The sequence below is a fragment of the Natronohydrobacter thiooxidans genome, assembly GCF_001884735.1.
In the GTDB taxonomy this organism is placed as follows: domain Bacteria; phylum Pseudomonadota; class Alphaproteobacteria; order Rhodobacterales; family Rhodobacteraceae; genus Roseinatronobacter; species Roseinatronobacter thiooxidans_A.
The window spans coordinates 103,026-115,803 of the sequence record NZ_MJAP01000035.1; the positions used below are offsets into that span (position 1 = coordinate 103,026).

Sequence of the window (12,778 nt, forward strand, 5' to 3'; positions counted from 1 at the left end):
CTCACATAATGAGTGCCAGCGAAAAACGCCAGCGGGCTTTGATGGCACGCTGTCACCCCGGCAGTTCCGCCAGGGCGACAGCGGTTCAGCCTACTCGGCGGGCTTCAGGACGATGGCATCGCCGTCATGCGTCACATCCCAGTTCTTCCCGTCCAAGCCCTCGGCCTGTTCATCCGCGCTGACGCGCAAGCCGATCGTCTTCTCCAGAATGAAGCCCACGACCAGCGCCGTGATGGCCCCTGCAGCGATGCAAGCCAGCGTGCCGACGATCTGCATCACGATCCCGATCTGGCCATGCTGAAACGCATAGGCCCCTTCCTCGATACCCAGATACCCGCCGCGCGGTGTACCCGCCTTGAAAAGGCCCAGCATGATCAGCCCATAAGTGCCAGCACCAAGGAACAGGGGAAACAGCTTGTGCTCGTCGATCCCGCGCTTGAGCGTGAACTCATAGACAGCCCAGGCGACGAAAGGCGCACCCAGCGACACAATGAACATCTGCCAGGGCAGGTAAACGTCGAAACCCGACGCGCCTGCAACATAGCCCGCAAGCGGACCCAGCAGCGTATAGGCATAGTTGCGCGTCTTGTAGGCGATCATCAGCCCGGAAAGCGCGCCACCGGCCCAGGCCAGCCCGTAATTGTTGAAGGCGATCCCGACCGAGGTATTCGCCATGGTCACCGACACGGCCAGCGCTTCGGGGTCGAAGAAAAACAGGCAGGACAGGATGACCATGGGCAGCCCTGCGAAAATCGTCATGAGCCCCGTCGCCGCCAGTCCGATGCTGGGCGCATTGTAGCTGGGCACCTTGGGGTGCGGCGCGAACATGCCCGGCCGGGCGCCCAGCTTCGGCACCAGAACCAGCGCCATGCCCGCGGGGAACAGATAGACGAACCCCACGCCGAAGAAGTCGTGGAACCCCGGATTGGTCAGCGGCCCGACCGATCCCCATGTGGCCCAGCTCAGCGCAGAGGAAACCAGTGTCGCGGCGGCGCATAGAATGAAATAGGCCGCAGCCTTGATGCGCTCTGCCACGGCGAAATGCAGCAGCACATTGATGATCCCTGCAAAGCAGGCCAGGAAGAACACGAATATCTGAAAATTGTTCAGCCCCGGAAATACATCGCCGGGCACTTCATGCGCGCGCGCATTGACCATTCCACCGCCAAGCCACCAGTCAGCGATCGAGTCGCCCAAGGTGGCATCTTCGATGATGTAATATTGCGCGGCCCATAATGCGAAGCCGATCAGGAAGTAGACGGCGAAGCCGATGAAGAAGCCCATCAGCTTTTCGATGGTCGAGGTCAGCAGGTTCTTGCTGCGGGTTGTGCCGGCATCGATCATCAGCAGCCCGACCACGACCATGATCGCGCCGACCGTGCCAGAGGCATAGACAAGGTTTTGTACAAGTGAGCTCAGACTGACCTGATCAGCCTGAACGGTCGCAAGGTTAAGTGACATGTCCCTCTCCTGTTGTGAGGTGGTATGCGGGCGGTGTTTGCCCTTGGCCGGCACCGGCGCATTTGCAACCAATACGTCGGAACTGGTCTTCTCTTTGGTCCGGAACCCGCTGCGTCAGGGCGCCGCACAGACAAAGACTGCCTCAAACTCGCGATTTCACAAAAGATAAATTTAACTTGGGGAATATATTTTTCTTTCGGATTGATTTTATGAGCAAATTTGGTGCAAATTGGACCTAACTGGTTCCACCCTCAAGCTGCGCCAGCCCTCAACATCCCGAAAAAGGCGCATCCAGGGCGAATCATTCCTTTTCAAGGTACACCGGCACCCATGCCGCAAATGGGCCAGCAATCCGGCCCCGACCGAGCAACTTCGAAGGCATGCTGCGTAAATATTCCGGTATATTTTTCTGACGCTTGCCCGCCAACACCAATCGACAGATTATCGTGGCGCGCGCAGCATCATTTTGCGCCGAGTCGCATCTGAAAGCGAGTCTGTCAGTTTTCAGCGCAAGATCGGCGCCACAACACGCTAGGACTGGGCTGTAACCAAGAGGCATGTCATGCGCTATTCCGGCTTTCGCGTTCTCAAAGAGGCCCTGACCGGCCATAGGGGCTGGACTCCCGCCTGGCGCGAACCGGCCCCCCAGCCGCATTATGACATCGTGATCGTGGGCGGGGGCGGTCATGGACTGGCCACGGCCTATTATCTGGCCAAGGAATTCCGCCAGCACCGGATTGCCGTGATCGAGAAGGGCTGGATCGGCGGGGGCAATGTCGGGCGAAACACGACCATCATCCGCTCGAATTACCTGCTGGATGGCAACGAACCCTTCTACGAGTTCTCGCTCAAGCTTTGGGAAGGGCTGGAGCAGGATTTCAACTATAACGCCATGGTCAGCCAGCGCGGTATCCTGAACCTGATCCATACCGACGCCCAGCGCGACGCGTTCACCCGGCGCGGCAATGCCATGATCCTCAATGGTGCCGATGCCGAACTGCTCAGCGCCGAGCAGGTGCGCCGCGAATACCCGTTCCTGAACTTCGACGATGCGCGTTTCCCGATCAAGGGCGGCCTCGCCCAGCGTCGCGGCGGGACCGTCCGCCATGATGCCGTCGCCTGGGGCTATGCGCGCGGGGCCGATAGCCGCGGGGTCGATATCCTCCAGAATTGCGAAGTCACTGGCTTCCGTATCGAGCATGGCAAATGTCTCGGCGTCGAGACCTCGCGCGGCTTTATCGGTGCGGGCAAGGTCGGTGTTGCGGTCGCAGGCAGCTCGTCGCGCGTCATGGCGAAAGCGGGGATGCGCCTGCCCATCGAATCCCATGTCCTGCAGGCTTTTGTCTCCGAAGGGCTCAAACCCGTCCTGCCCGGCGTCATCACTTTCGGCGCAGGCCACTTCTATTGCAGCCAGTCCGACAAGGGCGGGTTGGTCTTCGGCGGCGACATTGACGGCTACAACTCCTACGCCCAGCGCGGCAACCTGCCGGTGATCGAAGATGTCGCCGAAGGCGGCATGGCCCTCTTCCCTGGGCTTGGCCGCGTGCGCCTGCTGCGCGTCTGGGGCGGGATCATGGATATGAGCATGGACGGCTCGCCCATCATCGACCGCACCCATGTGGACGGGCTCTATTTCAATGGTGGCTGGTGCTATGGCGGATTCAAGGCGACGCCTGCCTCGGGCTGGTGCTTCGCGCATCTGCTGGCAACCGGCACCCCGCACCCGACCGCCACCGCCTACCGCTTCGACCGGTTTGAGCGCGGCTATATGATCGACGAAAAAGGCATGGGCGCGCAGCCCAATCTGCACTGAGCGCGCCAATGTTTCATCTTGCCAAAAATACTCAAACACCCCGCCGCATCCCGGCGCAGCGCTTGCGAGAGCAGCCATGATCATCAACCATCCCCTTCTCGGCCCCTGTGATGCGCAGGAATTCACCTATAAGGGCGATGCCCGCCTGATCGACCGCCCCGATGGCATGGCCGAGGGGTCCGGCCCCGCCTTTTACGACTATGCCTATCTGCGCGACAATCCGGCGGGCGAGCATCGCGAATTGTGGTTTCACGAACAGGGCGATCGTTCCTGGCTGGTCGTCACCCGCAACACCGTCACGCATGACATCATATCGGTAGAACTCGCGCGCGATGTCGCGCGCAGCATGGGGCGCAGCAGATGAGGCTCAAGGCAGGCGGCCAGATTGACCGTGACACGAAACTGAGCTTTCGGTTCGACGGCAAACATTACAAGGGCCATCCCGGCGACACGCTCGCCTCTGCCCTTCTCGCCAATGGCGTCCGGCTGATGGGGCGCTCCTTCAAATATCACCGCCCGCGCGGGGTGCTGACTGCGGGCAGTGATGAGCCCAATGCGCTGGTCGAATTGCGCAGCGGCGGGCGACAGGAACCCAATACCCGCGCCACCGTGGTGGAGCTGTTCGACGGGTTGCATGCCGCGCCCCAGAACGCATGGCCAAGCTTGCGGTTTGACGCACTCGCGATCAATGACAAGCTGTCAAACTTCCTGACGGCCGGTTTCTACTACAAGACCTTCATGTGGCCCGCTGCGTTTTGGGAAAAGCTCTATGAGCCGATCATCCGCCGTGCGGCTGGTCTGGGGTCAATTACCACCCAGCCCGACCCCGACCCATATGACAAGGGTTTCCTGCATTGCGACCTGCTGATCATCGGCGCTGGCCCTTCCGGTCTGATGGCGGCACTCACCGCCGGGCGCGCTGGCGCACGGGTCATCCTCGCGGATGAGGATTTCCGCATGGGCGGGCGCCTGAATGCCGAGAGCTATGCCATCAGCGAAATGGCGGGCAGCGACTGGGCCGCGCAGATTGTGGCGGAACTGGTCAGCCTGCCCAATGTCCGCCTGATGCCGCGCACAACCGTGTTCGGCGCCTTTGACCACGGCATCTATGGCGCGGTCGAGCGTGTCTCGGACCATCTGCCCGTCCCGCAGACTGGCAAACCCCGCCAGACCCTCTGGCGCATCTACACCAGACGCACGCTGCTCTGCGCGGGGGCGCTGGAACGCCCGATTGCTTTCGCCAATAATGACCGCCCCGGCATCATGACCGCCAGCGCCTTGCGCGCCTATGTCAACCGCTGGGCGGTGTCACCCGCCGAAACCGTCGCCGTGTTCACCAACAATGATGACGGCCATCGCACCGCCGCCGACCTGATCGCCAAGGGGGTGAAGGTTGCGGCCCTGATCGACACCCGGCCCGACGCCCCCAAAGCCGCTGGCACAGAGCTTCTCGCAGGCGCGCAGGTGATCGACACATCCGGGCGGCTCGGTCTGACCGGGGTCACGGTCAAACTCGCCAATGGCCAGACCCGCAAACTCGCCTGCGGTGCGCTCGGGGTCTCGGGCGGCTGGAACCCCAATGTCTCGCTGACCTGCCACCAGCGCGGGCGGCCCGCCTGGGAAGAGCGCATCGCTGCCTTCGTCCCAGCAGGCGATCTGCCGCAGGGCATGATCGTGGCGGGCGCGGCCGGAGGGCAGTTCAGCACCCATGCCACCCTTGCAGGCGGGGCCGAGAAAGCCGCGCAGGCGCTGACTGATCTTGGCATCACAGCGACTAAACCCGATCTGCCACAGGCCGAGGACGCGCCCACCCGCATCACCCCCTTCTGGCATGTGAAGAGCGACAAACGCGCCTGGCTGGATTTCCAGAATGATGTGACCGTCAAGGATGTGAAACTCGCCCATCAGGAAGGCTTCCGTTCGGTCGAGCATCTGAAGCGCTACACGACGCTGGGCATGGCGACCGATCAGGGCAAGACCTCGAATATGGGCGGTCTTGCGATCATGGCCGAACTGACCGGCCAGAGCATCGCCCAGACCGGCACCACCATGTTCCGCCCGCCCTATACACCGGTCGCCATGGGCGTGCTCGCAGGCCGCTCGACCGGGCAGGATTTCCGCCCCACCCGTCTGACGCCCAGCCATCACTGGGCCAAGGAACAGGGCGCGGTCTTTGTCGAGGTGGGCATGTGGCTACGCGCCCAGTGGTTCCCGCGCAAAGGCGAAACGACATGGCGCGAAAGCGTGGACCGCGAAGTAAGCGCCACCCGTGCCTCGGTCGGCGTCTGCGACGTGACGACATTGGGCAAGATCGACGTGCAGGGCACGGACGCCGCCGAATTCCTCAACCGGAGTTATTGCAACGCTTTCGCCAAGCTGCCTGTAGGCCGCGTACGCTATGGTCTGATGCTTAGAGAGGACGGGATCGCCTTTGACGATGGCACCGCCGCGCGACTGGCCGAGGATCATTTCGTCGTCACCACCACCACCGCCAATGCCGTCCCGGTCTATCGCCACATGGAATTTGCCCGCCAATGCCTCTGGCCGGACATGGATGTGCAACTCATCTCGACGACCGAGGCCTGGGCGCAATATGCCATTGCTGGCCCGAACGCCCGCAAACTGTTGCAAAAGATCGTCGACCCGGCTTTCGACATCTCGAATGATGCTTTCCCCTTCATGGCCTGCGCGGAAATCACCGTCTGCAATGGCTGCCCGGCACGGCTGTTCCGCATCTCGTTTTCGGGCGAACTCGCCTATGAACTCGCAGTGCCCACCCGCTACGGCGATGCCCTGATCCGGCGCATCATGGCGGAAGGGGCCGAATTTGACGTGACCCCCTATGGCACTGAAGCCCTTGGCGTCATGCGCATCGAGAAGGGTCATGCCGCGGGCAACGAGCTGAACGGCCAGACCACCGCGCTCAATCTCGGCATGGGGCGCATGGTCAGCGAGAAGAAAGACAGTATCGGCGCCGTCCTGTCCCGCCGCGAAGGGCTGAGCACGGCCGACGCGCTGAAGCTTGTGGGCTTCCGCCCCAAGAACCCGCAATCCCGCATTCCGGCGGGCGCGCATCTGCTGGAAAAAGGCGCTAAAATGATCGTTGCGAATGATCTGGGTTATGTCACCTCGGCCTGCTATTCGCCGACGCTTGAAAGCTATATCGCCATCGGCTTCCTGAAAAACGGGCAGGCTCGGATGGGGGAAACCCTGCGCGCTGCCAGCCCTCTTACGGGCGAGGATGTCGAGATCGAGATTGTCTCTGCCCATTTTGTTGATCCGGAAGGAGACCGCCTCCGTGCATGATCTGGCCCCCATGACTGCGCTTGGCGCATCAGAACCGCGTACCGACACGATCGGTCCCATCCGCATTACCGAGGCCCCGGACTGGGCGCTCGCATCCGTCGCCGCGCGTCTGGGACAGGAAGCGACCTGCCAGACTGCGCTGCGCAAGTTGCTCGGCACGCCAGCGCCCGGCGTCGCGGCTCAGGCCAGCGGGCCGGTTCTGTCGGCCTTCTGGATCGGCCCGCATATCTGGATGTTCGAGGCCCCCTATGCCACGCATCCCGACCTTGCCCAGCAAGTGAAGGCAGCCTGCGCCGATACTGCCAGCGTGACGGACCAGACCGGCGCATGGGTGCGGTTTGAACTGACCGGGCGGGACTTGCCACGCCTGATGGAACGGCTGTGCAATCTGGACATGGGCGCGATGCAAGCGGGCCATGCGCGTCGCAGCGTGATCGAACATCTTGGCTGCTATGTGATCCGCCACGAAGACAGCATCACTCTCTATGGCCCGCGCTCCTCGGCGCAAACCCTGCATCACGCGCTGATTACGGCTGCGAGATCGGTGTTCTGACCGGCGCGGCGCTCGATGGCAGCGGCGCATTCTCGCGCACCCGGAACATGTTGATCTTGCGCCGGTCCTCTTCCGGCGTCAGCCCGTAATTCTCGGCATAGCGCGCGCGGAAGGGGCTGGCGCTGGAATAGCCAATCGCCTCGGCAATCTCGCGCATCGAACGGTTGGAATACATCACCAGTTGTCGGGCGGCAGCAAGTCGCATGTTGCGGTAATAGATCAGCGGGCTTTTCCCGGTCAGTTTCTTGAACAGCCGCTCCAGATGGCGCGGTGAAATCCCGATCTGATCGCAGATATCTGCAATGCAGATCGGGTCTTCCAGATTCTCCGACATGAGCTGCACCGCCCGCGCCAAAGGATCGGGCAGCATATCCGCCGTAACGGCCACCCGTGGCGCGGGGATTTTCTGGCGCACCCCTTCGCCGCGCACCAGCGGATGCTGGAACCAGCAGGCGACCTCAGTCATCACATCGGCCCCAAGGCGCTTATCGATCATCATCAACGCCAGATCGAAGGCCGCAGCTGCGCCCGCCACGGTCACGCGCCGACGGTCGGGCATGATCACCTCATCCGTTGTCGCATGGTGCGGAAATTCGTCGGCGAAGGCCGCCGCATAGCACCAATGTACCGACGTCACATGTCCTTCCATCACCCCCGCCCGCGCCAACAGGAACACGCCCCCGCTGACACCGCCAAGGATGGCACCGTGACGCTCCAGCGCGCGCAGCGCCCCGAAACCCGCGCGCGGGTTTTCAAAGCGCGCATCGGGCGGGCTGAGCACGATCAGATAGTCCACATCCCGCGCCGCCCCAAGATCGGCAGAGGGATGAAACCGCACCATCGCGCTGCTGTCCACAGGCGCACCATGCTCCGAGATCAGCGTCCATCGAAAGGCGGTCTCGCCCGAAATCTCATTCGCGGCCCGCAAGGGTTCAATCATCGAGGTCAGACAAGCCATGGGAAATCCCGGAAAGATCAGGATTCCCAGATGGATATTTTCATTTGCGGTACTGCAATCTATACTCTCGTGAAACATTCTGCGCCCCTCCCTACCTTTGCGGGATATTCGACATTCAGATTGATGGAGTGACCATGCCACAGGCGATCAAGCAAGCCGATACGAAGGACCGCACCGCACGGCTCAGCCAGGATCCGCACCGCCTGCGCGAAGAGCGCGAGAATGTGCTGGAAGTGGCTATCGGACGCGAGGTGCGCGCCTTTCGTCGACAGAAAGACATCACTGTTGCGGAACTTGCAGCACGCACCGGCCTGTCCATCGGGATGCTGTCCAAGATCGAGAATGGCAATACCTCGCCCTCGCTGACGACCCTTCAGACGCTGGCCCACGCGCTGAGTGTGCCGCTGACATCCTTTTTTCGCGGCTTTGAAGAGCATCGCGAGGCTGTGCACACCCGCGCGGGCGAAGGTGTCGAGATTGAACGCGCGGGCACGCGGGCGGGGCATCAGTATAACCTGCTGGGCCATATTGGTGCCAACGCAAGCGGTGTCATGGTCGAGCCCTATCTGATTACTCTGAGCACCGAATCGGATATTTTCCCCACCTTCCAGCACGGCGGAATCGAGACGATCTACATGCTGGAAGGCGAACTTCGCTACCGCCACAGCAATAACCTCTACCATCTGCGCCCCGGCGACACGTTGTTCTTCGATGCTGACGCGCCGCACGGGCCGGAAGTCCTGGAGAAACTTCCGGCCCGGTATCTGTCGATTATCTGCTACCCGCAAAACACCTGACCTATCTTTCCAGTGGCGGCTCTGTGTCCAGGTCGGGCCAGATGCCGGGTGAGGTGGGTTTCCCGTCGTCATATTGTGCCAGGTAGTCGAGGATCATGGGACGGTTACGGATAAAGCCCTTGTAGGTCGCCAGTTCCTCGGGCAGGTCGCGGATCACGCGATGCAAGCGGCGGCCCCATTTCGGCACGGTCACCAGATCTTCCAACGCGATCAGGTAGCAGCGGATCGGAAAAACCAGCGCGTTTGAGCGTGGCAAGCGGTAGAAAGTCTGCAACTCGACCCGCAGATGTTGCTTGCGACCGATATTCTCGGGCGTGAGTGTCGTCTTCTGCGCGCCCCATTTGTGATAATTCTCGGGGCTGGTATCCAGCAGCGGGTTGACCGTCATCGTCCAGTTCAGACGCCGCGCGGGGCTGCCTTGCTGAATGTTCAGCAGGAATTTCAGCGCCCGTTTGAACACGCCCATTTCATGCGCCAGCGGCACCGGCGCGTGCCATTCGAAGAAATTCATCCCGATATCGAAATCCAGCGACCAGTCGGCCTGCGTCGTGACCATGCCCGCATCCATCCACAGATTATTCTCGCGCTGGTCCAGAACAGCATAATCACCCTGCGCCTGACGAGTGATATATTCCATCGGCCCATAGGGAAGGCTCGCTTCATCCATGAAGGTGAAGCTGTCATCAATGCCCAGGGGCTTGTTGATCCAGCGCCACTGGTTGCCATTGCGGTGCAGCTCGAACAGATCCGGGTAATCCTCGGATTTGCTGACCATGATCAGCTCAAGCAGATCCCAGCCCGCCAGTGTCATATGCGGCAATGACTGGCAGCGCAGCGGGTCATCGGCCAGCACCAGCGCCCGGTCGCGCATTTCCGAGATATAATGCTCGTCCACATCGAAGCGCTTCTCGAAGACCGATCCGGCAGGCCCGCCGCGATGCTGTTCCATATTCACCGAATACATGTAGCTGTCTTCGTGGAACGGGAAGGGAAAGCGCTTGATCGCCCATTCCGAATTGCGGAAGGTGAAATCGTCGCGGAAGGTCTCGTCATTGAACTGAATGGTCATGGCATCCCCCTGTTAGCGGTCCAGCACCAGTGTCTTGCCCTCGAACCGGCTGACACAGGGCATGATTTTCTCGCCACTGGCGTGCTCGCATTCGTCCAGCCAGTGATCGTTATGCAATATCGTGCCATCATGGCGGATGACGCGGGTCTCGCATTGCCCGCAGGCCCCGCCCCGGCACAGATAGGGCGCATCCACGCCCGCCCGCTCGATCGCCTCCAGCAGGCTTTCATGCTCGCCCACCTGCACTGTCTTGCCGGATGTCGCGAGTTCCACTGCAAAGGGCTTGCCGGACTGCGGAGCGAGGAACTCCTCATAATGCACGGCAGCTTCCGGCCAGCCCAGATCGGCGGCTGTCCCACGCACCCAGTCGATCATGCCGCGCGGCCCGCAGACATAGAGATGCGTCCCCAGCGGCTGGCCCTTCAGCAGATCACGAAGCGGGATGCGCTGGTCCTGATCGTCGTGATAGACATGCACATGCGCCGGATGGCGGGTGCTCAGATCCGCAGCATAGCTGGCAAGCGCCGCATTGCGCACCGAGTAATGCAACTCGAACCGGCCCGAGAGATATTCAAGCTGCCGGATTTGCGACAGGAACGGCGTGATCCCGATCCCGCCTGCGAACATCAGATGCTTCTTCGCGGTCATGTCCAGCGAGAACAGATTGACCGGATAGCTGATCACCATCCTCTCGCCCACCTGCACCTTGTCATGCAGGAAGATCGACCCGCCACGCCCCTGAGCGTCACGGCGCACCGAGATCGCGTAATGGCTGGGATCCATCGGATCGGACATCAGTGAATAGGGATTCAACCGCAGACGGTCGCCATCGTGCATTTCAACGACGGTATGCGCGCCGCCCGAGAAGGGTGGCAGGCTGCCCCCTTCCGCATGTTCGAACTCAAACCGCGTGACCAGATCATTCAGTTTGATCTTGGCCCGCACGACAACGGGGATCTTCTGCGTGCCTGCGCTCATTTGTACAACTCCACCGGTTCAGGAACCTCGCCGGGATCTTCGGCATCGATACAGACCCCCTGAAACGCCGCCAGCCTGCGCGAGTAATGGTCGCGCACGAACAGGTTCAGCCCGCAATGGCTGCACACGAACGGGTCTGTCATCACATCCTCTGTGATCCCCTTGCAATGCACGCATTGCATCCGCCGCGCGACTGAACCGCGATGCTCGGTCTGGATTGCCGCCAGCGGGATACCAGCCTGCAAGGCTTCGTTCATCGCCTGCCCGATCAGCCCTTCCGTGCCCGCCAGATAGACCTGAGCGCCCATCACTGTATCCTGCAGTACGCGCCGGATCCGCTGCACGGTTGCCGGGTAGCTGGGCCCGACATGCAGGATCGAGGGACCAGCGGCGCGCAACTTTTCCTCCAGCGCGCCCGCATCGCGCGGGATGAAGATCACATGCGCCTGCGCCATGAGCTCCGGCGCGGCATTGGCCAGATCCAGCAGCGCCTCGGCGCCCGCGCCATCGGCGATCATCAGATGCTGGGTGCCCTTTCGCGCCTCAAGCGTGCCATAGACCGGCCGGCTGGTGATGGAAGGAGGGAAATCGAACTTGCTCATCCGGGGTCATGCTCCGTCTGTCGCGTCGTGAAAGAAAAGGCGCGGCCCCGCAGGGGTGCCGCGCCCGACTATGGTCAACCTTTCGCCGTGCGGCGCTTCTTGTCCGGGTCATAGAAGGGCATGGAATGGGCGACGCAGGGAATGTCACCATCCGAATTCTTCACCACCAGCGGCGCGCCATCCACCGCGCAATCCACCGGCATCCGGGCAATGCCGACATTATGCTTGTTGAGCGAGGAATACATGCCGATCGTGACGACGCCGACCTGCTTGCCATCCTTCATCAGCGGCGCACCCTCCTCGGCCGGCGTGGTGCCTTCAAGCTTCACACCATAGATCTTGAAGCGCTCCTTGCCCTTCAGCCGGTAATGCTCTTCGGCGCCACGGAACCCGGTCTTGCCCTTGGAAACGGTGAAATCCAGCCCCAGTTCCCAGAGCGTATCACCGCATTTCTCATTCTCGAACGGGTATTTCTCGGAATTGTCATAGGGGAAGAACAGCAGGTAGCTTTCCGCGCGCAAGAGATCGAGCGTGGTAAACCGCGTGGGAATGATCCCCATCGGCGCGCCCTTCTCGACCAGCGCATCCCAGATTTCGACCGCATCCTGTGCGCGGCAGAAAATCTCATAGCCGCGCTCGCCCGTGTAGCCCGTGCGCGAGATCATCACCGGCTTGTCCCAGAGTGTGGTCTGCGTATGCGCGAAATAGGGCAGTTCGCGGATTCCCGGCACGCCTTGCGCCTCAAGGAAATCCACCGCCAGCGGCCCCTGCAGCGAGATGTCATGCAGGTTGTCGTCAAAGCGGATATCCACATCGCGCCCCGTCGCGGCCATGGTCAGTTGCTCATGCCCCTGCCCCGAGCCGTGCACGACCATATAGGCGTTCGGGCCAGTACGGTAGATCACGCAATCATCGATGAATTTGCCTTCATCGTTCAGCATGGCGGCATAAGAGCTGCGCCCCGGCTTGATCTTGTCCGCCGAACGGGTCGTGGCGCGGTCGATGACATGGAACGCATGCGGTCCGATCACATGCACCTTTTTCAACCCCGACACATCCATGAATCCGGCCTTGGTGCGGATCGCCAGATATTCCTCTTCCTGATCCTTGTCATAGCTCCAGGCCGTGCCCATGCCCGACCAGTCCTCCAGCGCCGAGCCCATCGCCCGGTGACGGTCCGCCAGAACCGAAAAGCGCCACGATGTCGTCATCTCATTTCTCCCTGTTTGGTCCGATTTGGT

General features: G+C 61.6%; 11 protein-coding genes. 5 read left to right on the plus strand and 6 right to left on the minus strand.

Annotated elements, in window-relative coordinates; translation table 11 throughout:
• Window positions 1-90: 90 nt before the first annotated feature.
• Complete coding sequence (locus tag BG457_RS18785; protein WP_071799393.1) at window positions 91-1,461, minus strand: ammonium transporter; 1,371 nt, start codon at window positions 1,459-1,461, stop codon at window positions 91-93.
• Window positions 1,462-2,023: 562 nt separating this feature from the next.
• Here BG457_RS18785 and BG457_RS18790 point away from each other — a divergent pair.
• The 4 genes from BG457_RS18790 to BG457_RS18805 all read left to right on the plus strand — a co-directional run bounded on the left by BG457_RS18790 (window position 2,024) and on the right by BG457_RS18805 (window position 7,133).
• Complete coding sequence (locus tag BG457_RS18790; protein WP_071799394.1) at window positions 2,024-3,274, plus strand: sarcosine oxidase subunit beta family protein; 1,251 nt, start codon at window positions 2,024-2,026, stop codon at window positions 3,272-3,274.
• Window positions 3,275-3,350: 76 nt separating this feature from the next.
• Entirely contained in the window at window positions 3,351-3,638 is a 288-nt protein-coding gene (locus BG457_RS18795) for a sarcosine oxidase subunit delta (protein ID WP_071799395.1), read from the plus strand.
• Window positions 3,635-6,580: a sarcosine oxidase subunit alpha family protein gene (locus tag BG457_RS18800; protein ID WP_071799396.1), complete on the plus strand. Its 2,946-nt coding sequence runs from the start codon at window positions 3,635-3,637 to the stop codon at window positions 6,578-6,580. Before BG457_RS18795 ends, BG457_RS18800 begins: the two co-directional genes overlap by 4 nt.
• Window positions 6,573-7,133 (plus strand): sarcosine oxidase subunit gamma, encoded by a 561-nt coding sequence (locus BG457_RS18805; protein WP_071799409.1) that lies wholly within the window; start codon window positions 6,573-6,575, stop codon window positions 7,131-7,133. The genes BG457_RS18800 and BG457_RS18805 overlap by 8 nt, the downstream gene beginning before the upstream one ends.
• Here BG457_RS18805 and BG457_RS18810 read toward each other — a convergent pair.
• Window positions 7,108-8,091, minus strand: coding sequence for a GlxA family transcriptional regulator (locus tag BG457_RS18810; protein WP_071799410.1), 984 nt, complete (start codon window positions 8,089-8,091; stop codon window positions 7,108-7,110). The two genes, BG457_RS18805 and BG457_RS18810, sit on opposite strands and share 26 nt — an antisense overlap.
• A gap of 134 nt (window positions 8,092-8,225) precedes the next feature.
• Here BG457_RS18810 and BG457_RS18815 point away from each other — a divergent pair, with 134 nt between their 5' ends.
• Complete coding sequence (locus BG457_RS18815; RefSeq protein ID WP_071799397.1) at window positions 8,226-8,888, plus strand: helix-turn-helix domain-containing protein; 663 nt, start codon at window positions 8,226-8,228, stop codon at window positions 8,886-8,888.
• 1 nt (window position 8,889) lies between these two features.
• Here BG457_RS18815 and BG457_RS18820 read toward each other — a convergent pair whose 3' ends face one another.
• The 4 genes from BG457_RS18820 to BG457_RS18835 all read right to left on the minus strand — a co-directional run bounded on the left by BG457_RS18820 (window position 8,890) and on the right by BG457_RS18835 (window position 12,748).
• Window positions 8,890-9,957 (minus strand): heme-dependent oxidative N-demethylase family protein, encoded by a 1,068-nt coding sequence (locus tag BG457_RS18820; protein WP_071799398.1) that lies wholly within the window; start codon window positions 9,955-9,957, stop codon window positions 8,890-8,892.
• 12 nt (window positions 9,958-9,969) lie between these two features.
• Window positions 9,970-10,935, minus strand: a complete 966-nt coding sequence (locus BG457_RS18825) for a PDR/VanB family oxidoreductase (protein WP_071799399.1) — start codon at window positions 10,933-10,935, stop codon at window positions 9,970-9,972.
• Window positions 10,932-11,537 (minus strand): dimethylamine monooxygenase subunit DmmA family protein, encoded by a 606-nt coding sequence (locus tag BG457_RS18830; RefSeq protein WP_071799400.1) that lies wholly within the window; start codon window positions 11,535-11,537, stop codon window positions 10,932-10,934. The genes BG457_RS18825 and BG457_RS18830 overlap by 4 nt, the downstream gene beginning before the upstream one ends.
• 74 nt (window positions 11,538-11,611) lie before the next feature.
• On the minus strand, window positions 11,612-12,748 hold the full coding sequence (locus BG457_RS18835; protein ID WP_071799401.1) for an aminomethyl transferase family protein: 1,137 nt from the start codon (window positions 12,746-12,748) through the stop codon (window positions 11,612-11,614).
• Between the last annotated feature and the right edge of the window lie 30 nt (window positions 12,749-12,778).

What these genes read in the sequence shown, in the direction of transcription:
- BG457_RS18785 (WP_071799393.1), bottom strand. Translation starts at nt 1,461, where the DNA reads ATGTCACTTAACCTTGCGACCGTTCAGGCTGATCAGGTCAGTCTGAGC.
- BG457_RS18790 (WP_071799394.1), top strand. Translation starts at nt 2,024, where the DNA reads ATGCGCTATTCCGGCTTTCGCGTTCTCAAAGAGGCCCTGACCGGCCAT.
- BG457_RS18795 (WP_071799395.1), top strand. Translation starts at nt 3,351, where the DNA reads ATGATCATCAACCATCCCCTTCTCGGCCCCTGTGATGCGCAGGAATTC.
- BG457_RS18800 (WP_071799396.1), top strand. Translation starts at nt 3,635, where the DNA reads ATGAGGCTCAAGGCAGGCGGCCAGATTGACCGTGACACGAAACTGAGC.
- BG457_RS18810 (WP_071799410.1), bottom strand. Translation starts at nt 8,091, where the DNA reads ATGGCTTGTCTGACCTCGATGATTGAACCCTTGCGGGCCGCGAATGAG.
- BG457_RS18815 (WP_071799397.1), top strand. Translation starts at nt 8,226, where the DNA reads ATGCCACAGGCGATCAAGCAAGCCGATACGAAGGACCGCACCGCACGG.
- BG457_RS18820 (WP_071799398.1), bottom strand. Translation starts at nt 9,957, where the DNA reads ATGACCATTCAGTTCAATGACGAGACCTTCCGCGACGATTTCACCTTC.
- BG457_RS18825 (WP_071799399.1), bottom strand. Translation starts at nt 10,935, where the DNA reads ATGAGCGCAGGCACGCAGAAGATCCCCGTTGTCGTGCGGGCCAAGATC.
- BG457_RS18830 (WP_071799400.1), bottom strand. Translation starts at nt 11,537, where the DNA reads ATGAGCAAGTTCGATTTCCCTCCTTCCATCACCAGCCGGCCGGTCTAT.
- BG457_RS18835 (WP_071799401.1), bottom strand. Translation starts at nt 12,748, where the DNA reads ATGACGACATCGTGGCGCTTTTCGGTTCTGGCGGACCGTCACCGGGCG.